Consider the following 23906-nt stretch of genomic DNA (forward strand, 5'->3'; position numbering starts at 1 on the left):
GGCGATCCGATGTCAGGTGTTGTCGGATGGATCGACTATTCCAAGAATCTGGCGCTGGAAGCGCCGCTGATGACGGCGCTGACCGGGACTCTGGCGCAGCGCGGCCCTGACGACGAGGGGGTGTGGATCTCCCCGCACGCCGCGATCGGCTTCCGCGAGCTCGACCTCGGGGTGGACGGTCGCCCGTTCGCCCTGGAGCCGGGGCCTGTGGCCGCCTGCGTCGTCGGGACACCGTACGGGCTGGACGAGCTCCGGCGGAAGCTGCCGGGCGTGCCGTCCGGGGTGTCGGCCGCCGAGCTGGCCGTGCGCGCCTATCTGGAGTGGGGAACCGGCTTCGTGCCGTGGCTGGACGGTCCGTTCGCGATCGTCATCTGGGACGGGCGCTCCCGCGAGCTCGTCCTGGCCAGGGACAGGATCGGCGGCCAGCCGCTGTTCTTCACGACCACGCCGACCGGCGTGCTGTTCGCCTCGCGCAGGGACACGCTGCTCGCCCACCCCGAGGTCAAGCCGAGGGTGGACGTCGACGGGCTGCGCCAGGTCATCTCGCACGCGCTCCCGACCGGGCCGATCTTCGCCGGGTTCGAGGGCGTCGGTCAGGCCGAGATCGTGACGTTCGACGGCGAGGGCAGGGTCAGGCGCGAGCGCTACTGGCAGCTGGCCACCCAGGAGCACACCGACGACCTGGACGCGACCGTCGGCACGATCCGCGGCCTGCTGGAGGAGAGCATCAGGCTCAACCTCCCCGAGGACAGCTCGTCGCTGGCCGCCATGCTCTCCGGCGGCATCGACTCCTCCTCCGTGGCCGCGCTCGCCGCCGCCGAGCTGCGGCGCAGGGGGCACGACCCGCTGCGCACGTACACGATCGACTACCTCGACAGCGAGTTCCAGGCCGACGTCATGCGGCGCACCAAGGACGAGCCCTACGCGCGCATCGCGGCCCAGCACATCGGCTCGGCGCACACGGTGATCAGCCTGCGCCCCTCGGACATCCTGCACCCGCTCGTCAAGGACGGCCTGCTGTACGCGACCGAGGCGCCGACCCGCATCTACGACATGGACGCCGGACAGCACATCTTCCTGCGCCACACGGCGGCGACCGGGTCCAAGGTCATCCTGACCGGGTTCGGCGGCGACAACGCGTTCCTGGGCTCCAACTGGGCGATCGACAGAGGGCTCGTGGAGTCGGGCACCTTCCCGTGGGTGGCCCTGGCCCAGCGGCACGGCGCCGTCAACGGCTTCGGCACCGGGCTGCTCAACAAGGAGACGCTGGCCGTCCTCGACTTCCCCGTCTACTACCGGGACACCTACGCCACCGCCATCGCCAACGTGGCGCACCTGCCCGGCGAGGACCAGTGGCAGCGGCAGCTCCGCCGGGTCTCCTACCTGGTGCTGACGCTGTTCCGCACCGACTACGCGATGTTCTCCGCCGCCGGGCTGCAGGCGCGCTCGCCGATCAACAGCTACAAGCTGCTGCAGTACGCCTACAACATCCCCGCCGAGCTCCAGGCGCACGGCGGCATGGAGAAGGGCCTGCTCAGGGCGGCCGTGGCCGACCTGCTCCCCGAGGAGATCGTGCAGCGGCGGCGCAGCGCCACCCCGGTCAGCAACCACCCCGACTACCCGGGGCAGCTGCAGGCCGAGCTCAAGGAGATCCTCGCCGACAACCAGGCCCCCGTACGCCCGCTGATGGACCTGGACCTGGCCGCCTCCCGCGCCGGCGACCCGCAGATCCTCGCCGAGAACCGGATCGCCCGCGCGGACGTCGAGCTCATGATCCAGCTCAACAACTGGCTGACCGCCTACCGGGTGCGATTGGCGCTGCAGTGATCCACAACGACATCCTGAGCACGATCGGCGGCACGCCCGTGATCCGGCTGCGCCGGCTCACGGTGCCTGGCACCGAGATCCTGATCAAGGCGGAGGGGTTCAACCCCGGCGGGAGCATCAAGGACCGGGCCGTCCTGTCCATGATCCGCCGCGCCGAGCTCAGCGGCCGGCTGCGCCCGGGGGGCACGATCATCGAGTCCACCTCGGGGAACGTCGGCAAGGCGCTCGCCCTGATCGGCGCGGTCAACGGGTACCGGGTCATCCTCGTCGTGGACCCGAACGCCCCCAGGTCGAAGCTGGAGTACGTGAAGGCGCTGGGCGCCGAGATCGTGGTCGTGGACACCGCCGACGAGGGCGGCCTCTACCAGCGGCCCCGCATCGCCCGGGTGAAGGAGCTGCTGCGCGAGATCCCCGGCTCGTTCTGGCCCGACCAGTACAACAACCCGGACAACCCGCGCGCCCACGCCGAGCAGACCTCCTACGAGCTGCTGAGCGACGTTCCGCAGTTCGACGCTCTGGTGACGGCCGTGGGCACCGGCGGCCACATCAGCGGGCTCTCCTCGACGCTGAAGCGCGAGCTGCCCGGCCTGGTGACCATCGGGGTGGACGCCATCGGCTCGGCGGCCATGGGCTTCCCCTTCTCCGGCTACCTGATGCGCGGGCTGGGGCTGCCGTGGATGCCCGGCTGCATCGACATGGACCTGCTGGACCATGCTCATCTCGTGGCCGACCACGAGGGCATCGCCACCAGCATCGTGCTCGCCAGGACGGAGGGGATCCTGGTGGGCGAGTCTGCCGGGGCCGCCGTGTTCGGCGCGCTGCACTACGCGCTGCACCACAACCCGAGCCGGATCGTGGTGGTGGCGGCCGACGACGGCATCCACTACCTCAGCGAGTCCTTCAACGAGGACTGGCTGCGGAAGAACGGCCTCTGGCAGAAGATCGCCGCCGGTGGGCTGACCGACCCCGAGCGGCTGGTCGAGGCGGCGCGCAACCCGGAGTCGCTCCCCGTCCAGCTCACCCGTCGCTACGCCATAACCCGGTAGGACACCGATGAACGTCGAACGGTTACGTCAGCGGATGGCAGAACTGGACGTCGACGCCGTAGTGGCGACGATACGGGAGAACGTCTTCTACCTGACCGGCATCTCCAACGTGAGCCAGTCCGTCCTGCCGCACACCGGGCAGTGCTACGCCGTGGTGACCGCCGACAGGACGGACCTCGTCTCCCCGAGGTGCGACCTCGACCAGGCCCTCGACGCGACCGTACGGCTGGGCGGGATCGTCGGGTTCGGCGACTTCTTCCGCGAGGTCACCCCGGGCGCCGCGCTGGAACCGGCCGAGGAACGCCTGCGGGAGGCCGCCATCGACGTGCCTGGCGCGGCGACCGCCCTGGACGCGCTGGTCCTGGCCGTGGGCCGGGGCTTCTCCGGCACGCTCGCCGTGGACGAGGACGGCGTGCCGTACGGCTTCATGGAGAGGCTCAGCGACGCCCTGCCGCACGCGCGCGTCATGCAGGGCGCCGACCTCCTGCGCTGGACCAGACAGGTGAAGACGCCCGACGAGATCGACCGGCTGCGCGAGGCCGCGGTGATCACCGAGGACGCCATCAAGGCGGTCGTCGCGATCACCAGGCCCGGCGTCACCGAGATCGACCTGGTCCGCGAGTTCGAGCGGGTGATCGTCGCCGCGGGCGCCCGCCCCGGGTTCACCCTCATCAAGTTCGGCAGGTCGGCGGTCGGCGGCCAGCGGCTGCCGACCGACGTCCCGCTGCGCGCCGGCGAGGCGGTGTGGATGGACGTGGGCTGCGTGCACCGCGGCTACTGGTCGGACCTGGCGCGCGTCCACAGCGTGGGCGAGCCGCCGGAGAAGCTGGTCCGCTACCACGCGGCCATGAAGGAGGGCGCGGATCGCGCCCTCGCCGAAGCCCGCCCCGGCATGGCGGGCAAGGAGCTGTTCGACCTCGTCGTGTCGGCCGTCCGCGAGTCTGGCGTGCCCCACTACCGCAGGCAGCACGTCGGGCACGGCATCGGCGTGGAGCTCTACGATCGCGTGCTCATCACCCCCACGAGCGAAGACAGGCTCGAAGAAGGCACCGTCGTCAACGTCGAGACCCCCTACCACGAGCTCGGCTTCGGAGCCGTCCAGGTGGAGGACCCCTTCGTCGTCGGTCGAGCGGGCAACACGCTACTCACCACTCTCAGCCGGGACCTCTCATGATCATCGTTGGTCTTTCCGCGTTGTTCCACGACTCCGCGTGCGCCGTCGTCATCGACGGGCGGCCCGTCGCCGCCGCGCACGAGGAGCGCTTCACCCGCCGGCGCTACGACCGGGCAATGCCGGTCAACGCCTTCCGCTCGTGCCTGCTCGACGCCGGGATCGACATCGCGGACGTCGACTGCGTCGCCTACTACGAGGATCCGGTCGCCAAGCTCTCCCGCCAGCTCTGGACGGGTGTCGACCAGGAGTACGAGCCGCTGCTGGAGTTCGACTACACGGCTTCCGGCATGCCGCGGCTGCACGGCCAGAGCCTGGCCCAGCTCGACGCGGCCCGCCCGCTGCGCGAGATCCGCGAGCTGCTCGGGTTCGACGGCCCCGTCCACACCTTCACCCACCACGAGTCGCACGCGGCGAGCGCCTTCTACTGCTCGGGTTTCCGCGAGGCGGCGCTGTTCACCGCCGATGCCGTCGGCGAGTGGACCACGACCAGCTACGGCCACGCCGACGACGGCGGGCTGAAGCTCCTGGAGGAGATCAGCTTCCCGCACTCGCTGGGCCTGTTCTACAGCGCGCTCACCTCCTACCTGGGCTTCGCCGTGAACAGCGACGAGTACAAGGTCATGGCGCTGGCCTCGTCGGGCAAGCCGCGCTTCGCCGACAAGATGCGGCAGATGCTGGTCAACGGCCCAGGCGGCGGCTTCGAGCTGGACCAGGAGTTCTTCTCCTTCGGCGGCGCGGACCGCATGTTCACCGCTGCCGTCCCCGAGCTGCTCGGCCGGCCCCCGCGCGAGCCGGAGAGCGAGTTCGACGCCTTCCACGAGGACGTCGCGGCCAGCATGCAGGACCTCCTGGAGGAGGTCCTGCTGGACAAGGCGCGCCACCTGCACGAGCTCACCGGCTCCGACAACCTCGTGTACGCCGGGGGCGTCGCGCTGAACTGCGTGGCCAACAGCCGGATCAGGCGCGACGGCCCCTTCACCGAGATGTTCGTGCAGCCCGCCTCCGGCGACTCGGGCGGTGCGCTCGGCGCCGCGCTGCTGTGCCACCACCGGCTCTCCGGCTCGTTCACCCCGGAGGCGCTCCGCGACGCGCGGCTCGGCCCGCGCTACGACGTCAGGCACGTGCGCGACTGCCTGGTGCGCGCCGAGGTGCCGCACAGCGACTTCGCCGGCGACGAGGCAGGGCTGCTCGCCGCCACCGCGGAGCTGCTGGCCCAGGGCAAGGTCGTGGGCTGGTACCAGGGCCGGATGGAGTACGGCCCGCGCGCGCTCGGCGCCCGGTCCATCATCGCCGACCCGCGCGACGAGCGGATGCGCGACCACATCAACGCCCTGGTCAAGAAGCGCGAGGCGTTCCGCCCGTTCGCTCCTGTCGTACCAGAGGAGAGGTGCGCGGAGTTCTTCGAGCGCGACCTGCCCGCCCCGTTCATGCTGGAGACCGCCCAGGTACGGCACGCGTCAGCGCTGCCCGCCATCACCCACGTGGACGGCTCAGCCCGCGTCCAGACCGTGAACAGCGAGGTCGACCCCCGCTTCCACGGCCTGCTCACCGAGTTCGGGCGGCTGACCGGCTACCCCATCCTGCTCAACACCTCCTTCAACATGCGCGGCGAGCCCATCGTCTGCGACGCGGGCGACGCGCTTGCCTGCTTCGTCCGCTGCCGCATCGACGTCCTCGTGCTGGACGACCTGCTCATCCGCCGCGAGGACACCCCGCCGAGCTGGGCCATCGCCGAGGCGGCCATCCCGCGTCACCCGCCCGTGTCGCGCAGCGACAGCTACACGTTCTTCTGAAAGGGGGACGCCATGAAGCCAGCTGACCGCCTCGCCCGACTGCTCTCGGACACCCGTGGTGCCGAGATCCTCGCCGAGTTGCAGAAGGTCATGAGAAAGCCGGGCGTCACCGCCGAGCCGGAGCCGCAGGACGGCATCGGCGTGTGGGACACCGTGTCCACCGACGAGGGAGTGGCCCTGCGGCGGCGCGAGAACGCGGCGGACTGGTTCCGCTGGGCCGACGTGCCGTACGTCCCCGCGCCCGCCGGACGCCGCCGGGTGGCGCTGGTCGGCGAGTCCGTGGCGCGCGGCTGGCTGCTGGAGCCGGGGTTCACCCCGGCCAAGGCGCTCGCCGCGCAGCTCGCCGGCGACCAGGTGGTGGACCTGGCCCGCAGCAACATCGACATCTGGACGCTGCGCGCGACCCTGCGCGCGCTGCCCGCCGTCGAGCCCGACGTCGTCGTGCTCTACGCGGGCAACAACTTCATGTTCGCCCCGCTCGACGACGGCTACCGCGACGTGCTGGCGGCGGCCGTCCGCCGGGGCGGGTACCCCGAGATGCGCAGGGTGTACGTGGAGAACGTGATCCTGCCCGAGGTGGACCGCCTGCTGGAGGACCTCCTGCGGCTCAGCGAGACCAGCGAGATCGTCGTCGTGGTGCCGGAGAGCAACCTGGCCGGGTGGACACCGGCCGCCGAGATCGAGGTGCCCGTCCTGCCGGAGGCCGACCTGCGCTCGTGGTACGCCCTGCGCGCCGAAGCGGTGGCCGCGGGCGACCCGGCTCGGGCCGGGGCGCTGGCCGCCAGGATGGTGCAGCTCGACCGCGGGCTCAGCCCGGTGTCGTGGCGCATCAGGGGCCACGCGGCGCTGGCCGGGGGCGCTCCCGCCCGCGACTTCCTGGAGCGGGCCCGGGACGCCACCCCCGGCCTCCTGCTCGACCACGTGTCCGGCGTGATCACCCCGATCAGGAAGCGCCTGCTGGACTTCGCGCGGGCCAACGGGCTCAAGCACGTCGACGCGGGCGTGGCGCTGTCCTGGGACGAGCACCCCTCGCTGCCCGATCCCGCCTGCTTCCTCGACCACATCCACCTCAACGACGTGGGCATCGAGCGCGTCATGGCGCACGTCGCCGACGCCGTGTCCGGCCTGCCCGCCGGGACCACCGAGCCGGGCCAGGGCGCGTCTCCCCGTGTGCGCGCCCTGGGCCACTCCCTCGCCGCCGGGTACCGCGCGCTGCGCGAGCAGCCGGCGGAAGCCGTACGCGAACAGCTCGAAAGGGCCCTGGCCGCCGACCCGGACAGCACGAGGCAGGTCATCGGGAGCTACCTCGACGTGCTCGAGACGCCCGGCCCCCGCTGGACGCATCCGGCCATGACCGGCCTGCACGCCGACCCGCAGACCATGCAGGTGTGCTACCAGATCGCGCAGACCAGGGAGCACTCCGGCGGCTACTGGACCTTCCGCCGCGTGGTCCAGGAGCTGCTCGGCCGCCCGACCGACCCGGCGACGTGCCGGTGGCGCTCGGTCGACCTGCTGGGGCGCGTCGACGGGCGCGCCTTCCGCGCACCCAACTTCGTGCCCGGCAAGGCGTTCTTCGAGGCGACCAAGGAGAACACGACCTTCCACCTGGCCCTCGCCTCTCCTCAGGGCGGTTGGCTGCGCCTGGTCCACCGCCTCCCCCACGGGAACGCCACGGTCAGCGTGAACGGCGTGCCCGTGGGCGAGCTGCCCCAGGCCGCCACCTGGTGCCGTACGGCCCTGCAGATCCCCGCGTCGGCCACCCGCGAGGGGGTGAACACCGTGGAGATCGCCTGGCCTGTGCCGCGCACGGCCTACGCCGACGCCGTCGAGGCGGACGGCTCGGCGCTGGCCAGGCGGCTCTTCCCGAGCGTGCTCCCGGTGTTCGGCGCCCTTTACACGGCCACCTTCGAGCTGTCCGGCGCTCGGGGGGAGGAGGAGCCCGTCCGGGCCTCGCGGGTGAGCGCGTCGACGGGCTGGCAGTAGCTACTTGCAGCGGACGGAGAAGGCCGACCAGTTGGACATGGCGCGGTTGGGCGCGAGGATCTGGAGGGCGAAGGCGTACTCGGCCGGGCTCCAGACCCTCGTGTCCGCCTCCACCGCCCGCTCCAGGGGGTCACCGGCCTTGAAGGTGAGCGTCTGCTCGGTCCAGAGGTCGTCCTCCGGCCCCCAGGGATCCGAGGCGTGCGCCCTCAGCTTCCCCTTCCACTGGATCCGGACGGTCGCCGGGGTGCTGGTCACCCGCACCACGGCCCTGAGGTGCTCGGGCACGCCGCCGTCGCAGTAGGAGTCGTAGGAGGGGATCGGGTCCACCTTGGCCTCGGCGGTCACCGGCTCCTGGCAGGTCACCGTGAACGTGTGGCGTGGCGTGGTGAGCCAGCCGTCGATCTCCAGGACCGCCCAGTGCTCGCCCGACTTGTAGGCGCTGCCGTACTCGATCTGCTTGGACTGCTCGCCGCCCTGCCCGAAGGACAGCGTGGCCCAGTTCCCGTCCTGGGAGGAGGTCTTCCAGCGGTATCGCAGCGTCTCCGGCCCGTGGTTCACCGACACCGTCGCGACCAGGCCGACCGCGGCGTACGCGCCCTGGCAGTCGCCGACCGCGTGCTTGATCGTCGCGCGCACGTCCTGCCGCTCCTCCGCCGGGGGCGGCGGCTGCGTGCACGACGACACGGTGAACCGGGCCTTCTGGGAGGTGAAGCGCCGGGGCGAGAGGACCTGCACGGCCTGCCAGCCCGGGTAGTCGTCCTCGATCGTCCACCGGGAGCGCACCGTCTTGACGCCCGCGTGCCGGAACCTGAGGGTCTGGATCCGGCCCTTCGTCCCGTCGCTGCGCACCCACCGGTAGGTGACCGTACCCCTGCCCGACCTGATCCGCGCGGTGAACCCGACCTGCGCAGGGCACTCCCCGTCCACCGAGGCCCGCACGCCGCTGACCGTCACCGGCTGCCGTCCGCCCGCCGACGCGGGCACCGCCGTCATGCTCAGTACGGCTCCAGCCACCCCGAGGGCGGCGAGCCATGTGCTCAGGAATCTCATGCCTGCGAGTGAATGCCGTAAAGGTGCGCGGCAGATGAGTAGTGAGCTACTCACTTCCCCCGCACGATGAGCCGCAGCCGCCGCCGCGAACGTTTGGCCGCGAACGCGGTCCTCTCGTTGGCGTGCGGGAACGGCTCCTCGGGCACGGGCACGCCGAGGAATTCGCACAGCGGCTCCCAGCCCTGCCCGGCGTCGAAGACCAGCAGGCGTTCCTTCGGAAGGGCGGCTTTGACGTCCGCTATGTGCTGGTCGAAGACCTTCAGGACGTGCTCCCTGTCGTCGATCCTGCCGCCGAAGATCGGGTCCATGACCGTGGCCCTGGCCATGCGCGGGTAGAGGGCGAAGTCGGGGGCGCGCCTGGCCACCAGCCACCTGAGCACCCGCCTGCGCAGGGGCAGCCGGGTGCGCTCCGCGAGGGCGCTGGCGAAGATGGTGGTGCTCACGCTCTCGTACCACCGGGCGGGGTCGCGGACGGTGAGGACGACCTTGGCCTCCGGGTAGTGCGCGGCCAGCTCCTTCCAGTAGGCCGACGCCGGCCAGTCCACCGCCGACTGGAAGCCGGCGAACATCTCCTCCCACGGCACGCCGTCGAGCCACTGGCGGATGCGGAACGGCTCGGCGATGACCGTGGACATGTGGTAGCACGGCCCGAAACCCAGCCGTTCGAGCGCCGCCTGCAAGGACCTGGTTCCCGTACGCCCGAACCCCGCGCCGATCACCTTCATAATCTGCAATATCCCTCTTACCGTCTTTAATGTGAACTTTCCCGAGCCACTCCTCAACGTCCTGGCCACCGACCCCGGCAGCCCCGTCATGGAGCACGGCGACAGGGTCGTCACGCGGGGCGAGCTGTACGCCCTGATCAGCCGCCTGGCAGCGGCACTGCGCGGCCGAGGGCTCGGCCCAGGCTCCGGCCTGGCCGTCAGGACCGAGGTGACGCCTGAGGCCTTCGCCGCCCACATGGCCGCGCACGTCGTCGGCTGCCGCGTCGTCGGGATCCGCCCCGGCTACCCGCCAGGCCAGCTCGCCCACGTCCTGTCGATGGACGTCGACGCCAGGCTCAGCGACCGCCACAACGAGCTGCCCGGCGGGGCGCTGCTCCTGGAGGACCTCCTGCACGAGACGCCCACCGCGCCGGAGCTCACCGTCACCGCCCGCCCCGGCGACGTCGCCACGGTGACGTTCACCAGCGGCAGCACCGGCCGGCCCAAGGGCTGCGCGCTCACCTACCAGGGGCTGAGCGCGCACTGGGCGTGGCAGCCGGACGTCTGGTCGCCGGTCGCCCGCAGGTTCGCCGCGGCGTTCGAGCGTTACCTGCTGTTCGGCACCCTGGCCAGCATGGTCGTCATGGAGTTCGTCGCGCCCTGCCTGCTGGGCGGCGGCACGGCGGTGATCCCCGAGGACGACGGCAGGCCGGTGTTCCCGCAGGCGTTCGAGCGGTACGGCGTCACCGGGTCGATCATCACCGTCGCCCGCCTGCACCGCATGCTCCCCGTCGGCAGCCTGCGCGCGCTCATGGTCTCCGGCTCCCCGATCAGCGAGAAGCGCCTCAGGGAGGCCGCCGAGCGCCTGGGGCCCATCGTCTTCCAGGGGTACGGCCAGACCGAGGCGGGCTCCATCTCCATGCTCACCCCGGAGGAGCTGGACACCGCTCCCGGGTCGGTCGGCAGGCCGCACCAGAACGTCGAGATCGACATCAGGGCCGGGGAGATCCACGTGCGCAGCCCGTACATGATGTCCGGGTACTGGGGACGGCCGCCGCACGACGGCTGGATCAACACCCGCGACCTCGGCCGCTTCGAGGACGGCCACCTGTACCTCGACGGCAGGACCCGGGATGTGATCATGGTCAACGCCATGGTCGTGTACGCGGGACCGATCGAGCGCACCCTGGCCGCCCATCCCGACGTGGCCGAGGCGTACGTGGTCGGCGCGCCGGACGACGACACCGGCGAAGCCGTACACGCCTTCGTCGTGCCCGCCTCGGGCGGGAAGCCTCGTTACGCGGACCTCGCCGCGCTGGTGCTTCGCGAGCTGGGAGCGGACAACGTCCCCAAGACGCTGACGCTGATCGAGGAGGTCCCGGTGGGAACGAGCGGCAAGCCGGATAAATCACGACTTCTGAGCATTCTCTGATAAACCCGCGCCAACAATGCGGTGTGAATTCTTTTGACTACCTCGTCATCGGCGCCGGTCCCGCCGGGTTGCAGCTCGGCCACCTCCTCCACCAGGCGGCGCGCAGCTACCTGATCCTGGAGGCCGGACCGTCGCCCGGCACGTTCTTCCGCACCTTCCCCCGGCACCGGCAGCTCATCTCGATCAACAAGAAGCACACCGGCTGGGACGATCCCGAGCTCAACCTCAGGATGGACTGGAACTCCCTGCTGTCGGACGACCAGAACCTGCTGTTCACCCGCTACAGCGACCGCTACTTCCCCGACGCCGACGACATGGTCCGCTACCTGGCCGACTTCGCCACGGCCTGCGGCCTCAACATCACCTACGACGCCCAGGTGCTTTCGGTGGAGCGCGGCGACGGGCTGTTCACCGCGACGGACGCGCAGGGCAGGACCTACAGCGCGCGACGGCTGATCGTCGCGACCGGCGTCACCCGCCCCAACCTCCCCGCGATCCCCGGCATCGAGGACGCCGACCTGTACGGCCTCGTCGACACCGACCCCACCGCCTTCACCGGACAGCGCGTCCTCGTCATCGGCAAGGGCAACTCCGCCTTCGAGACGGCCAACAACCTCGTGGAGAACGCCGCCGTCATCCACGTCGCGGGCCCCAACTCCGTCCGCATGGCCTGGCGCACCCACTTCGTCGGCCACCTGCGCGCGGTCAACAACACCCTGCTCGACACCTACCAGCTCAAGTCCCAGAACGCCCTCCTCGACGGCGACGTCAAGCGCATCGAGCGGCGGCCGGACGGCTCCTACCTGGTGACCGTCAGCTTCGCCAGGGCCAACGAGGTCACCAAGGACATCCCGTACGACCGGGTGATCGTCTGCACCGGGTTCCGGTTCGACGCGGAGATCTTCGGCGCGAGCTGCAGGCCCGCGCTGGTCATCGACGACAGGTTCCCCGAGCTCACCCCCTGCTACGAGTCCGTCAACGTGCCCGGCCTGTACTTCGCGGGCACCGTCACGCAGTCGCGCGACTTCAAGCGCGGCACCAGCGGCTTCATCCACGGCTTCCGCTACGGCGCCAGGGCGCTGCACCGCCACCTGGAGTCCAGGTACCACGGCGTCCCCTGGCCGGCGCGGGAGCTGAAGGCCGAGCCGCAGGCGCTCGCCGACGCGGTGATCGAGCGGGTCAACCGCAGCTCCGCGCTCTGGCAGCAGTTCGGGCTGATGAGCGACGTCATCACCTTCGACGGGCAGGGCGGCGCGACCTACCGGGAGGAGGTGCCGGTCGGGATGGAGCGGGGCGACCACGTCGCGATCACCCTGGAGTACGGGCCGGACCACGACCAGGTGGACCCGTTCGACGTGGCGGTCGGCCGCATCAGGCAGAACGACGCGGCGCGGGCGGCGGAGGGGCACTACCTGCACCCGGTGGTCCGTACGCCGACCGAGGTCCACCACATCACCGAGAACCTGGAGAACGAGTGGACCTCGCCAGAGGTGCACGTCGAGCCGCTGCGCGCGTTCTTCGCCAAGGTGTTGTGATGTTCGAGGCGGCGGCCCGCGCGCGCCTGGACCCGGCCCACTACCGCTACTTCTCGGGCGGCGCCGGCGAGGAGGTCACGCTGCGCGCCAACGAGACGGCGTTCCAGCGGATCTGCCTGCTGCCGCGCGTGCTGCGCGGGACGGGCAAGCTCCAGACGGACGTGACCCTGTTCGGCAACAGGGCCGCCATGCCCGTCCTGGTCGCGCCGACCGCCTTCCACCGGCTGGCCCATCCCGAGGGCGAGCGGGCCACCGCGCGGGCCGCCGCGTCGGCCGAGACGATCATGATCGTGAGCATGGCGGCGACGGTCGCGGTGGGCGACATCGCCGCAGCCGCGCCCGGCGCGCGGTTGTGGTTCCAGCTGTACGTCCAGCCCGACCTCGACTTCACCAGGACGGTCATCAGGCGGGCCGAGGCAGCGGGCTGCACGGTCCTGGTGGTCACCGTGGACTCGCCGGCGAGGGGCAGGCGCGAGCACGACCACGGCTTCCACGACCTGCCCGACGGCATGTACTGCGAGAACCTGCGCGACGGCGACCGGGTCCGCCCGATCGCCATGATGCCCGAGCTGACCTGGGAGCACCTGGCCGTGCTCAGGCGGCTGACCGACCTGCCGATCGTGGTCAAGGGCGTCCTGCGCCCCGACGACGCCCGGCTGGCGCTCGACCACGGCGCGGACGGGATCGTGGTGTCCAACCACGGCGGTCGGCAGATCGACACGGTTCCCGCCACGATCGACGTGCTTCCCGAGATCGCGGCGGCCGTGGCCGGGGCGGTGCCCGTCCTTCTGGACGGTGGCGTACGGCGCGGCACCGACGTGCTCAAGGCCCTGGCGCTCGGCGCGGACGCGGTGGCCGTCGGCCGTCCGGTGCTCTGGGGGCTGGCGGCGGACGGCGAGCGCGGCGTGGACAGCGTCCTGCGCACGTTCCGCGAGGAGGTCGAGCACGCGCTGACCATGTGCGGCTGCGCCTCGTTGCGCGACCTCGGCCCGGGGCTGGTGCGACGGTGATCCAGCAGACCATCACGGCGTTGCGCACGAAGCTGTTCGCCAGGGACGGCATCGAGGTGCCCGTCGACCTGTTCGAGGAGCTCTACGCACATCCGGCGGCCGGGGGCCGCAGCAAGGGCGCGGCCCTGTCCGACCTGTTCTGGTACTGGTTGTCGCCGGGCGCCGAGGTGCACCAGGAACACCTGGAGGCGGGCGAGCGCTACGAGGCGGTCGCCCGCACCACCAGGGCGTTCCTCTCCGTACGGCGAGCCGAGGCGGAGGAGCTCACCCGTCGCTGCGTGGCCCGCACCGTGTCCGGCGCATCCGGGCCGGTACGGCTGCGCGACCTGATGATGCCGCTGTGGGCGGAGTTCACCTACGAGCTCGTCTTCGGCGAGCGCTGCCCTCCCGAAGCCCGCGCGCTGATCGCTGCCAACGCCGACGACGTGGCCACCGCACTGAAGTGCTGCGGCCTGCGGCACATGCGGCGGCGCGACCGGCTGACCCGCTACCTGCGGCAGAACCTCCACCGGGTACGCCTCCCGCTGCCCGCCGAGCTGACCCTCCAGGAGCAGGCCTTCTACCTCCAGGGCACCTTCTTCACCACGGCCGTCGTGCAGATGTCGGAGGCCATGGCCCACCTGCTGCTCGTCCTGGCCCAGCACCCCTCGGCGCAGGAGCGGGTCCGTGAACAGGACGCGCACTACCTGGACCTGGTCATCGCCGAGACGCTGCGCCTCTACCCGCTGTTCGGCATCGCCCACCGCATCACCACGGACGACATCGACCTCTCCACCGGTGTCACCGTCCCGGCCGGGTCCGTGCTCTGCTTCAACTACCAGGCCTTCCACCACGCGGGCGTCGACGACCCTGGCCGGTTCGATCCGGAACGGCCCCGGTGGCCGCACCACGTCCCGTTCGGCGTGGCGGCCAACCGGCCGTGTCCCGCCTGGCGGCTGGCGCCGATCGCCATGCGGGCCGCCACCCTGGAGATCCTGCGCGACCGCGCGCTGCACTCCACGGTCTCCCACACCAGGCCGATGCCCAACAGGGGGCCGTGCCTGATCACCGCGCCCGGCACCGCGCCGTCGCCGCGTGCGCTGGCGCTCATGCGGTACCGCGACGGCGTCGAGGACGTCTGGCGCAGCGCCGTACAACTCGTCCTCGGCACCTACATGGTGTGGGACGCGCGAAGGAAGCGCCTCTGCGCGCGCCACTTCCTACAGGAGGAGCTCTGACATGCCCGTCGATCCCAACCTCGCACTGGTGCTCAAGGTGCTGCCCGCCCTGGCCGTCATCCTGCTGGCCGCCGCGATCTGCGGGCGGCTGGCCATGATGGTGATGCAGCCGCGCGTGCTCGGCGAGATGGTGGCCGGCGTCCTGCTCGGGCCCACCCTGTTCGGATGGCTGTTCCCCGAGGCCCAGGCCGCGCTGTTCCCGCGCGAGGTCAGGCCCGTCCTGTACGTGCTGAGCACGATCGGGCTGACCCTCTACATGTTCCTGGTCGGCGCGGGCCTGGACCGGAGCGGCAGGACCGAGGGCGAGCTGCGCAGGGCCTCCGCCCTGGCGGTGTCCGGCATCGTGCCCTCGCTGCTGCTCGGTTTCGGCACCGGGCTGTTCCTCTACGACCTGCTGTCCAGGCCGGACGTGCCGCCGCTGGAGTTCGCCCTGTTCGTGGGCGGCGCGCTGTCGCTGACCGCGTTCCCCATGCTGGCGAGGATCCTGTACGAGCGCCGCCTGGAGAACTCGCCCCTCGGCCGCCTCAGCCTGCTGGCCGCCTCCATCGACGACGCGGCCGCCTGGTGCGTCCTGGCCGTGCTGTCGGCCATGCACCTCGGGCACGGGATCGGTGGCGCGCTGCCCACCATCGGGCTGTCGGCGCTGTTCGCCCTGGTCATGCTCGTCGTGGTCGCGCCGATGCTCCGCCCGATGGGCGCCGCCGTCGCCAGGACCGGCCGCTTCAACGCCACCGCCATGTATGTCGTCGTGCTCGTCCCCCTCACCGCCGGGTGGATCACCGACTGGATCGGCGTCTACGCGGTCTTCGGCGGGTTCGTCGCGGGGCTGGCCATGCCGCGCGACCCCGCCTTCAGGCAGGCGCTGCACGACCGCATGATCGACGTCGTCTCGACGCTGCTGCTGCCGGTGTTCTTCACCTTCTCCGGGCTGAACACCCACCTGGGCGGCATCGCGGGCGGCGCGATGGTGCTGGCCTTCGGGCTGATCCTGGCCGCCGGGTTCGTCGGCAAGTACTTCGGGTGCGCGGTGGCGATGCGGTGGCTGGGATTCGGCTGGCGCGAATCGTACGCCGTGGGCGCGCTCATGAACGCGCGCGGGCTGATGATCCTCATCTTCATCAACATCGGGCTGGCCCAGGGAATGATCACCCAGGAGCTGTTCGCCATGCTCGTGCTGGTCGCGGTCCTGACCACGGCGGGCGCGCTGCCGCTCTACAAGCTGGCGCTGCCCGCGCGGCTCGAACCGGCCCCCGTAGTGGACCTGGCAATTCTGCGCCCATGATGTAACGGTTGGGGAGTGTCTGGGACACCACTGCTTCTCATCGAGGACGACCGAGATCTGGGGCACATGCTGGTCGACCTGTTCACCGAGCAGGGCTACACGGTCGACCTGGCGCCGGACGGGCAGCGCGGCCTGCACCTGGCACTGAGCCGCACCTACAACGCGATGATCATCGACAGGGGCCTGCCCACGATCGACGGCGTCGATCTGCTGCGCAGGCTGCGCGGGCGGGGCGTGACGGTGCCCGCGCTCGTGCTCACCGCCTTCGGCTCGCTGGAGGACCGGGTGGCGGGGCTGGACGCGGGCGCCGAGGACTACCTGGTCAAGCCGTTCGAGATCGACGAGCTCCTGGCCAGGGTGCGGGCGCTGCACCGCAGGAACCTCGACCAGGCCACGCTGCTGCCGCTCGGCGCCGGGTGGCTCGACCCGGAGTCGCACACCGTGCGGCTGCCGACCGGCGAGCAGGTGACGCTGTCCGGGCAGGAGTGCAGGCTGCTGTGCGCGCTGGCCAGCAGGCCGCGCCAGGTGCACACCCGCGCCTCGCTGCGCCAGCGGGTCTTCGACGGGGCGCGCAAGGAGTCGATCGTGGACACCTACGTCTACTACCTGCGCGGCAAGCTGGGGCAGCGGGTCGTGAGCACGGTGCGTGGCGTGGGATACCGGCTGGGCGAGTTATGAGGGACCCGCTCCTCTCCCAGGCGCGCAGGCGGCTCACGCTCCAGGTGGCAGGAGGGATCTCCGCGGTGCTCGCCCTGTTCGGCGCCATGGTCTACTGCGTCGCCGTACACGGGCAGGACGCCTCGGCCCGCAGGCAGCTCGACCTGGTCGCACGGCAGGCCGTGATCACGCAGCCGCCGCCGTGCGTGTGGCTGTTCTCCTCCACCGGCGCCCGCTCCCCCGGCGCGCCCAGCGCTCTGCCCGTCCGCACGGCCCTGTCCCAGGTGGCCGCCTCCGGCGTGGCCCAGGTGTCCGAGGTGTCTTTGGACGGCCAGACCTACCTGATCCACACGGCGCAGCGCGGCCGGTCGACCGTGCAGGCCGCCATGAACCTGCACGTCCAGGCCGACGAACGCACCAGGCTCCTGAACACTCTGGGCGTCGCCGAGCTCGCCGGGTTGCTGACCGCCCTGCTGATCGGCCAGATCGTGGCCAGACGGGCCATAGCGCCGCTGGGCGAGGCACTGGCGAGGCAGCGCCGCTTCGCCGCCGACGTCAGCCACGAGTTGCGCGCGCCCCTGACCCGCCTGAACACCCGGGCCCAGCTCCTTTCGCGCCGCCTGCGGGGCGGCACGGATCCCATCCTGCTGCTGGACGAGGTGGACCACCTGGTGGCGGGCAGCAGGCAGCTGGGCGAGGTGGTGGAGGACCTCCTGCAGTCGGCCCGGTTCAACCAGCTGCGCCGCCCCTTCCACCCGGTGGACCTGGCCGAGCTGGCCGCAGAGCAGATAGCCCTGGAAAAGGCCCGCAGCGAAGCGCTGGGAGTGCGCGTGGAACTGCACTGCACCGGCACCCCGACGGTCTGCGGCGTACCGTCGGCACTGCGCCGGGTGGTGGCGGCGTTGCTGGACAACGCGCTGCGCCACACCGGCGCCGGCGGCTCCATCAGCCTGACGCTGACCTCGGGGCCCGCGCTGGTGGAACTGATCGTCCAGGACAACGGCGAGGGCCTGGACCCGCACGACACGGAACGCCTCTTCACCCCGTTCACCAGCGGGAACCGGGGGTACGGGTTGGGGCTGGCGCTGGTACGCGAGGTGGTGGACGGCCACGGCGGCACGATCACCGCCGACGGCCACCCAGGCGCCGGCGCCACCTTCACCGTCCGCCTCCCCGCCTACTTTCTGGGCGCTCTTGAGGTGAGAGGTCCCTTTTGTTAGGAGCTCTCCGGGAGGCACCAGTGGGCGCCGGTGGTCCAGCCGAGGAAACGACGCCCACGACTCCCCGGGACGGTTCCGCCCGCGTCGAAGCGCCCGCCGTTGACGACGTGGGCGAGCCCGGCCACAGCCGGACCGAACCGATCGCCGACACCGGCGTCCGCGACCTGCCTGCGCAGGCGGTTGACGGCGGCGAGCTGCTGCGACTCGGCACAGAAGCTGAGGTAGAAGATCGCCTGCCGCCAGGCGTACGCCGTGTTCTTGACCATGTGGAGGGCAGCGTGACGCTCCGTGACCCGCATGGCCTGACGGGCGACGATCCAATCGAAGGTGCGCTCGGCGAGGCCGCCGAGGTGCTCCTCCAGGTGAAGGGTGTGGACGAGGGTGGCCAGGTTCTGGGTGGTCAGGATCTGGCTCTGTTCGAGCACGGTGCCGTTGGCCGCGACGTAGCTGTGGCCACCACCGCTCTGGGCCTCCTTGGCCCGCGCCGCGCACACGCCCGCGAAGTCGTCCGCGGTCCGCTTGCCCCACCAGCTGGTACGGCGCGCCGGAGCCGTCCAGGCGTCGGCCGCCGGGAGATCGTAGTAGCGGGCGTAAAGCGTCCCCGCCATCGTCCGGCTGGCGATCTCCGCCGCCGTGCGCCACTTCTCGGTGAACGTGCCCGCGAAGATGTCCGCGGCGACCTCCTCGACCAGGGGCATCGGCAGGCCGGCCCCCTTGGCCAGCGCGCCGAGCTCGCGGAGCAGCGGGTTGGGCAGGATCGCCTGGGGGAAGGCGGTCAGCGCCAGCACCGCGGTCTGCTCCAGCGTGCGCCGGGCGGTGCGGGCGGTGTCGGGGCGAGGCGCGCGGAAGCGTTCGAGCGCACCGACCCAGGGCAGCTCGTCGAGCCGGACCTGGTGTTCCAGGTTGAGCAGCAGCAGGCTGCGCCGCCGCCGGAACGCGCCGTAGGTCTGGGCGTAGAGCCTCGCCAGGTCCTCGTCGCCGAAGTCGGCGGCCAGGACCTGCGCGGTGATCTGCGGCAGCACCCTGGCCAGCACCTCGCCCGAGGTGATCACGCCACGGGCCACGAGCTCGTCGACCGGCGCCTCCAACGCCCGGGTGACCTTGGCCAGCAGGTGCGGCGGGATCGGATGGCCCGCGGCCACCTCCGGGCTCTCGTCCTGAAGGGTCTCGCCAGCGAGCGGTTCGACCGCTGGAATGCCGCCGTCCTCCGGGTAGCGGTCCAGCCGCCCCGCCAGCAAGGCGGCGAGCGAGGCGTGCGTCGGCCGGGCCGCTTCCACGGCCTGCGCGCTGCGCAGGGCCGCGCGCTGCTCCGAGCCGGGGGCGCCGTGCTTGCTCACGGTGTTGACGAGCACGCGGCGGATCCAGCCGACGTCACGACCCGAGAGGGCGCTGCTGTCGTGCTCGCAGACCTCCAGCGGACGGCGCAGCCGGGCGAAGTTGCTCTTGGGACGGTCGTGAGCACGGGCCAGTGTGTGCTGCTCGCTCGCGCTCCGGTAGTCGGCGAGCCACCGGGCCCGCCGCTCCGTCCAGTCGGCCGGCCACACCCGGCACGGCCAGCCCGTCTCCAGGTCCTCGTCGAGGGTGTCGCACCACAGCGCCACCAGCCGATCGTACAGCGGCAGCCATACCCGCAGGGTCTCCACCATCGTCGCGATGTCGGCGTTGACGGTGGTCGCGCGCAGGGCGTCCTTGACCTCTCCGACCGGCGCGAGCCGTACCGTCGCGCCGGAAGGCCCCGCCGACTGCTCCAGCCGGGGGGTCATCCGCAGCCGGTGCATGAGCGGCCGCAGCCGTACCACCAGATCGAGCGCCGCCCCGTGATGGCCGCGGTCGAGCAGCCAGGCCACCACCATCAGGGCGGCGTCCTCGGGCACGTCGATCCGGTAGCTCCCCGACGCGAGCGCGGCGAGGAGCTCGGCCTGGCCTGCGTCGCTGAGGTAGTAAAGGTTGAGCCGCTCACGATCGGTCGCCCGGGCGAGCTCGTCCTCGCGCATGGGAGTTTCTGCCAGGTACCGGCCGGTGGCGAATCCGCCGTGCGCGACCTCGAGCGTCACCCACGCGGGCGTGTCGGCGACCGGGGTACGCGAGCCGATGTCCAACCGGCCGGTGGCCATGCCGTCCAGCACCGCCCGCCAGGCCGCCACCTTGGCGTCGTCCTCGGACACGGCCTTGTCCAGGGCTCGCTGGAGCTGCCCGAAGGCGTACCCCGGCGACGCCGTGAACCGTGACTCGTCCGACACGACAACCCCCCTGGCATGGCTTGCGAAGACCTGAAGGCGAGGATCGAACTCGCGCCCTCCCGGATAGGAGCCGGGTGATCTACCACTGATCTACTTCAGGACCGTCGACATGGAGGCAGGATTCGAACCTGCGCCCTCCCGGTCCCAGCCGGGCGATCTGCCACTGATCTACTCCATGCTCCCTTCGCCCACCATAGCGAGGGGGTGCGGCACTTGTCGGATGCTTTTTGCCCGCCACCCCCTCGCGCGATGACCTAGGGGAATTCGTTGAGGTTGGCGACGTTCTGCGATGAGTTGGAGGGGCCGCCGGTGTTGTTGATGACGTGCGCGATGGTCCCTGTGCCGCCCAGGGAGACGGTCACCATGTGGTGGAAGCGCACCCCCGGCGTGCTGGGCGCCTCGAACGCCCGCTCGGCCACCACGCCCGGATTGACGTTGAAGTAGCAGTAACTCCCCAACCCCCACGCCTCGTGCGACGTCACGGAGTTGGCGACCTTGTAGGCGGCCCAGCCACGCGTGGAGCCGTTCATCCAGGCGGCCTGGTTGGGCGGGTCGTACGGCATCTCGTTCTGGAAGAAGTAGGTACGCCCGCCGTTCCCGTTCCAGATCACCTGTGCCTGGTGATAGTGCTCCACGAACAGGCCGTAGAACGTGACGTCGTCGCCGTTCACGATGAGCCCGTTGGTCGTGGTGTTGGTGGTCCACCCGACGCCGCTGCCGTGGTCGGCGCGCCAGATCCAGGTGTGGTCGCCGATCACGTTGTCGCTGTTGATCACCAGGCTCTGCGCCGCTTTGCCCACCCCGGCGCCGCCGACGCGGAAGAACACGTCGTGCAGCGAGGTGGGGTTGGCCGCGTGCGAGGCGCCGGAGCCAGGCGGGCCGACCTGCATGAGCGTCTGCGAGCTCGTGGACCCGGCGTCGATCAGCAGCCCGGCGATCTTCACGCCGTCCACGTCGGCGACGGTCATCGCGGTGATCCCGTTGTCCGGGACGAACGTGGCCAGACCCAGCCCGAGCACCACGGTGTCCGGCCTAGTGATCCTGATCGTGTCGTTCAGGTGGTAGACACCGGGCGTGACCAGCAGGTTCTTGCCCGCCGCCAGCGCCGCGTCGATGTCACCGGCGGTGTGGCCCGGCTTGACGACGAAGAACTGGTCGATCGGCAGCGAGCTGCCCGCGCCCGGCCACGTGACCCCGGCCGAGTTCGCCTTCAGCGCGGGCACGAACACCTGGTAGGCGCCCGCCGCGTCGATGTACAGGAACGGCTTCTCGCGCACCACCGGCGTCTGACCGACCGTGGTGTACGGCGGGCTGGGGAAGGTGTTGCCCGGCGCGCCGTTCACGCCGACGAACACCATGTTCCAGTTCGACCCGGTCCAGCTGCCGAAGGTGGAGTTGCGGGAGATCCACTGCTGCTGCGACCCCGACCGCACCTGGCCGTCGATCTTGCTGTCGGAGATCCACCCGCCGCTCGACCAGCCGCCGTCGTCCAACTGCAGATTTCCGCGGACATGCATCCTCCGGTACGGCGCGGCCTGCGAGACCGCCCACCGGTCCGTGCCGCCCGGCGGGTTGACCGACAGGTTCTCCGCGCTGCGCCAGAAGTTCTGCGTGGCGTTGCCCTGGAACCAGTCGGCCTCCACGTGCACGGGGCCGTTGATCGTCACCGCGTCCGGCGTCTGCCCGAGGCCGAGGACCTGGGTGTAGAAGCCGACGTTCACGTCGACGTTGTAGGTGCCCGGCTTGAACAGCAGCGCGAAGCGGTTGCCGCCGAACTGGTTGGTCTGCTGCTGGTTGAAGACCGTGTTCAGCCTCGACTGGATCGTCGAAGACGGTGTCGACGGGTCGAAGATGCTGACGTTGGGCCCGAGGTCGGGGTCGTTGCCGGTGGGCGGGCCGCCGGACAGCGTGAAGGACTGGGCGGCGGTGCCGTTGCAGGTGTACTGCTGCAGCTGCACGCTGTCGGCCTGCGAGGCCCCGGCCACGTCGAGGCACTTGCCGCTGTGCCGGTTGACGAAGTGGTAGGAACCGCCCGCCTCCTCGACGGGCTGCCACTGCTGGTTGTCGCCTCCGCCGTACGCCCAGAGCTGGATCTTGGCGCTGTCGGCGGTCGAGACGCCGGTGACGTCCCAGGCCTGGGCGGCGTTGCCGTTCGCGTTGACGCGGTAGTAGCCGCCGCTGGTCGCCTGGAGCTGCCAGAGCTGGGCGCCGGAGCCGTTGCAGGCATACTGCTGTACGGCGGTGCCGTTGGCGGTGGCCGCGGCGCGCGCGTCCACGCACTTGCCGCTGTGCTTGGCGACCACGGTGGTCCATCCGGTGGGCACGGCCGCCTGCGCGTTCTGCGTGATGGTGAGCCCGGCCGCGACCAGGGCCAGGGCGAGGATGACGCGTTTCATCAGAACCCCGCCGTCACTCGGCTGAAGTCCCAGTTCGCCTGCGCGACACCGCTGCAGGTGTCGTTGAGACCGCCGGGGCAGGGCCGGTCGCGGTTGACCGACCAGAACGCGAGCCTGGTGAGCCCGTGGGAGGTGGCCCAGTCACGGATCTGCGTCCACGTGGCGACCGTGGTGATCTCGCTCTGGTCGGAGTAGCCGTTCATGCCGGAGATGCCCATGTGCGCGTACGCCTGGGCGTCCGTCCAGCCGAACGCCGCCTTGAGCTGGTTCTTCAGCCCTTCCGAGGCGTTGACGGTGCTCTGGTACATGTTCGAGCCGCCGCCGAAGTCGAACGGCATGATCGTGTAGTTGTCGATCGGCACGCCGAGCTCCCGTGACCGGTTGATCAGGCGGGTACCCGCTCCCGCCGGGCCGCCGGTGGAGGTGCCGAAGGTGACGGCGATCTTGACGTTCGGGTTGTTCGCCTTGACGATCTTCAGGCCGCTGAGGATGCGGTCCTGGACGGTGTAGTTCTCGAACTCGTCGCTGTTCTCGATGTCGAAGTCGACGACCGCTGGCCCGACGGCGTTGATGACCTGCTGCACCGCGCCCGCGTACGCCTCGGGCGTCGAGCAGTTGGGGCCGAGCTTGTTGCCCGACCAGCCGCCGAAGGAGACCTGGACGCTGCCGCCCTCCGACTTGATCGTGTTGATCGCCTGCTGGTCCGTGCCGCCGGTGAGCGCCCGCGAGCCGTCCCACCTGGGCGTGCAGCCGCCGCCTGACAGGATGAACGCCATGGTGAAGGACTTCACGCCGCTGGCGTCCATGACCGTGCCGGGGTTGGGCGGGCTGCCCCAGCCCATGTAGAGGTACGGCGCGCCGGGCATCCTGCTGGGCGCGGGGCCGTTGGTGGGCAGTGTCCATTTCTGGTTCGCGCCGGTGCCGCAGGACCAGATCTGCAGCGGGGTGCCGTCGGCTGAGCTGACGTTGGTGGCGTCCAGGCACTTGCCTAGCGCCCTTACGGTGCCGTCGCCCTGGGCGTTCCACTGTTGCGCGGCCGTGCCGTTGCAGTCCCAGATCTGCACCTTCGTGCCGTTGGCGCTGTTGGCTCCGGCGACGTCCAGGCATTTGCCTAGCGCTCTGACGGTGCCGTCGGCTTGGGTGGTCCATTGCTGCGCGGCCGTACCGTTGCAGGTCCAGAGCTGGACCTGGGTGCCGTTGGCGGGGTTGGCGCTCGCCACGTCGACGCATTTGCCGCCATAGCCGGTGATCTGGCCGGTGGCCGCCTGGGCGGGGGTCGAGAGGCCCGCGACGGCTAAGAGCGTCGCGGCGGCGAGGAGGAATCCTCGTTTCATGGGGGG

17 protein-coding genes and 2 tRNA genes are annotated in these 23906 nt (G+C 71.0%); 12 read left to right on the forward strand and 7 right to left on the reverse strand.

Annotated elements, in window-relative coordinates:
- The first annotated feature begins 9 nt into the window (after positions 1 to 9).
- The 5 genes from ACIBG8_RS39540 to ACIBG8_RS39560 are packed head-to-tail and all read left to right on the forward strand — an operon-like array spanning position 10 to position 7823.
- Positions 10 to 1827 (forward strand): asparagine synthetase B family protein, encoded by a 1818-nt coding sequence (locus ACIBG8_RS39540; RefSeq protein WP_397348343.1) that lies wholly within the window; start codon positions 10 to 12, stop codon positions 1825 to 1827.
- Positions 1824 to 2873 carry a PLP-dependent cysteine synthase family protein gene (locus ACIBG8_RS39545; protein WP_397348344.1) on the forward strand — a complete coding sequence of 350 codons (1050 nt, stop codon included), beginning with the start codon at positions 1824 to 1826 and terminating at the stop codon, positions 2871 to 2873. Before ACIBG8_RS39540 ends, ACIBG8_RS39545 begins: the two co-directional genes overlap by 4 nt.
- 7 nt (positions 2874 to 2880) lie before the next feature.
- Entirely contained in the window at positions 2881 to 4047 is a 1167-nt protein-coding gene (locus tag ACIBG8_RS39550; protein ID WP_397348345.1) for a M24 family metallopeptidase, read from the forward strand.
- Positions 4044 to 5840 (forward strand): carbamoyltransferase, encoded by a 1797-nt coding sequence (locus tag ACIBG8_RS39555; RefSeq protein ID WP_397348346.1) that lies wholly within the window; start codon positions 4044 to 4046, stop codon positions 5838 to 5840. The genes ACIBG8_RS39550 and ACIBG8_RS39555 overlap by 4 nt, the downstream gene beginning before the upstream one ends.
- 12 nt (positions 5841 to 5852) lie before the next feature.
- A complete protein-coding gene (locus ACIBG8_RS39560; protein WP_397348347.1) occupies positions 5853 to 7823 on the forward strand; it encodes a hypothetical protein in 1971 nt (656 codons plus the stop codon).
- Here the strand turns inward: ACIBG8_RS39560 and ACIBG8_RS39565 are convergent, their stop codons facing one another.
- Both ACIBG8_RS39565 and ACIBG8_RS39570 read right to left on the reverse strand, forming a co-directional pair.
- Positions 7824 to 8873, reverse strand: a complete 1050-nt coding sequence (locus ACIBG8_RS39565) for a hypothetical protein (RefSeq protein ID WP_397348348.1) — start codon at positions 8871 to 8873, stop codon at positions 7824 to 7826.
- Positions 8874 to 8923: 50 nt separating this feature from the next.
- Complete coding sequence (locus tag ACIBG8_RS39570; RefSeq protein ID WP_397348349.1) at positions 8924 to 9598, reverse strand: sulfotransferase family protein; 675 nt, start codon at positions 9596 to 9598, stop codon at positions 8924 to 8926.
- A 31-nt stretch (positions 9599 to 9629) separates the two neighbouring features.
- Here ACIBG8_RS39570 and ACIBG8_RS39575 point away from each other — a divergent pair, with 31 nt between their 5' ends.
- Genes ACIBG8_RS39575 through ACIBG8_RS39605 form a run of 7 tightly spaced genes read left to right on the forward strand, consistent with a single transcriptional unit; the run spans position 9630 to position 17930 of the window.
- Positions 9630 to 11009, forward strand: coding sequence for a class I adenylate-forming enzyme family protein (locus tag ACIBG8_RS39575; protein WP_397348350.1), 1380 nt, complete (start codon positions 9630 to 9632; stop codon positions 11007 to 11009).
- A gap of 23 nt (positions 11010 to 11032) precedes the next feature.
- A complete protein-coding gene (locus ACIBG8_RS39580) occupies positions 11033 to 12544 on the forward strand; it encodes an NAD(P)-binding domain-containing protein (RefSeq protein WP_397348351.1) in 1512 nt (503 codons plus the stop codon).
- Complete coding sequence (locus ACIBG8_RS39585) at positions 12544 to 13554, forward strand: alpha-hydroxy acid oxidase (RefSeq protein WP_397348352.1); 1011 nt, start codon at positions 12544 to 12546, stop codon at positions 13552 to 13554. Before ACIBG8_RS39580 ends, ACIBG8_RS39585 begins: the two co-directional genes overlap by 1 nt.
- Positions 13551 to 14771 carry a cytochrome P450 gene (locus ACIBG8_RS39590; protein WP_397348353.1) on the forward strand — a complete coding sequence of 407 codons (1221 nt, stop codon included), beginning with the start codon at positions 13551 to 13553 and terminating at the stop codon, positions 14769 to 14771. Before ACIBG8_RS39585 ends, ACIBG8_RS39590 begins: the two co-directional genes overlap by 4 nt.
- A gap of 1 nt (position 14772) precedes the next feature.
- Positions 14773 to 16053 carry a cation:proton antiporter gene (locus ACIBG8_RS39595; protein ID WP_397348354.1) on the forward strand — a complete coding sequence of 427 codons (1281 nt, stop codon included), beginning with the start codon at positions 14773 to 14775 and terminating at the stop codon, positions 16051 to 16053.
- A gap of 15 nt (positions 16054 to 16068) precedes the next feature.
- Positions 16069 to 16731: a response regulator transcription factor gene (locus ACIBG8_RS39600; RefSeq protein ID WP_397348355.1), complete on the forward strand. Its 663-nt coding sequence runs from the start codon at positions 16069 to 16071 to the stop codon at positions 16729 to 16731.
- A complete protein-coding gene (locus ACIBG8_RS39605; RefSeq protein ID WP_397348356.1) occupies positions 16728 to 17930 on the forward strand; it encodes a sensor histidine kinase in 1203 nt (400 codons plus the stop codon). The genes ACIBG8_RS39600 and ACIBG8_RS39605 overlap by 4 nt, the downstream gene beginning before the upstream one ends.
- Here ACIBG8_RS39605 and ACIBG8_RS39610 read toward each other — a convergent pair.
- The 5 genes from ACIBG8_RS39610 to ACIBG8_RS39630 all read right to left on the reverse strand — a co-directional run bounded on the left by ACIBG8_RS39610 (position 17927) and on the right by ACIBG8_RS39630 (position 23900).
- A complete protein-coding gene (locus tag ACIBG8_RS39610; protein ID WP_397348357.1) occupies positions 17927 to 20170 on the reverse strand; it encodes a hypothetical protein in 2244 nt (747 codons plus the stop codon). The genes ACIBG8_RS39605 and ACIBG8_RS39610 overlap by 4 nt on opposite strands.
- A 28-nt stretch (positions 20171 to 20198) precedes the next feature.
- Positions 20199 to 20270, reverse strand: a tRNA-Arg gene (locus ACIBG8_RS39615).
- Between the two features lie 7 nt (positions 20271 to 20277).
- Positions 20278 to 20348, reverse strand: a tRNA-OTHER gene (locus ACIBG8_RS39620).
- Positions 20349 to 20424: 76 nt separating this feature from the next.
- Positions 20425 to 22566, reverse strand: a complete 2142-nt coding sequence (locus ACIBG8_RS39625) for an RICIN domain-containing protein (RefSeq protein WP_397348358.1) — start codon at positions 22564 to 22566, stop codon at positions 20425 to 20427.
- On the reverse strand, positions 22566 to 23900 hold the full coding sequence (locus ACIBG8_RS39630) for a ricin-type beta-trefoil lectin domain protein (RefSeq protein ID WP_397348359.1): 1335 nt from the start codon (positions 23898 to 23900) through the stop codon (positions 22566 to 22568). The genes ACIBG8_RS39625 and ACIBG8_RS39630 overlap by 1 nt, the downstream gene beginning before the upstream one ends.
- Between the last annotated feature and the right edge of the window lie 6 nt (positions 23901 to 23906).

The organism is Nonomuraea sp. NPDC050556, from assembly GCF_044457355.1.
In the GTDB taxonomy this organism is placed as follows: domain Bacteria; phylum Actinomycetota; class Actinomycetes; order Streptosporangiales; family Streptosporangiaceae; genus Nonomuraea.

Excerpts from the sequence above, each read along its gene's own strand:
- ACIBG8_RS39540 (WP_397348343.1), top strand. The coding sequence starts at position 10 with ATGTCAGGTGTTGTCGGATGGATCGACTATTCCAAGAATCTGGCGCTG.
- ACIBG8_RS39550 (WP_397348345.1), top strand. The coding sequence starts at position 2,881 with ATGAACGTCGAACGGTTACGTCAGCGGATGGCAGAACTGGACGTCGAC.
- ACIBG8_RS39555 (WP_397348346.1), top strand. The coding sequence starts at position 4,044 with ATGATCATCGTTGGTCTTTCCGCGTTGTTCCACGACTCCGCGTGCGCC.
- ACIBG8_RS39560 (WP_397348347.1), top strand. The coding sequence starts at position 5,853 with ATGAAGCCAGCTGACCGCCTCGCCCGACTGCTCTCGGACACCCGTGGT.
- ACIBG8_RS39565 (WP_397348348.1), bottom strand. The coding sequence starts at position 8,873 with ATGAGATTCCTGAGCACATGGCTCGCCGCCCTCGGGGTGGCTGGAGCC.
- ACIBG8_RS39570 (WP_397348349.1), bottom strand. The coding sequence starts at position 9,598 with ATGAAGGTGATCGGCGCGGGGTTCGGGCGTACGGGAACCAGGTCCTTG.
- ACIBG8_RS39585 (WP_397348352.1), top strand. The coding sequence starts at position 12,544 with ATGTTCGAGGCGGCGGCCCGCGCGCGCCTGGACCCGGCCCACTACCGC.
- ACIBG8_RS39595 (WP_397348354.1), top strand. The coding sequence starts at position 14,773 with ATGCCCGTCGATCCCAACCTCGCACTGGTGCTCAAGGTGCTGCCCGCC.
- ACIBG8_RS39605 (WP_397348356.1), top strand. The coding sequence starts at position 16,728 with ATGAGGGACCCGCTCCTCTCCCAGGCGCGCAGGCGGCTCACGCTCCAG.
- ACIBG8_RS39625 (WP_397348358.1), bottom strand. The coding sequence starts at position 22,566 with ATGAAACGCGTCATCCTCGCCCTGGCCCTGGTCGCGGCCGGGCTCACC.
- ACIBG8_RS39630 (WP_397348359.1), bottom strand. The coding sequence starts at position 23,900 with ATGAAACGAGGATTCCTCCTCGCCGCCGCGACGCTCTTAGCCGTCGCG.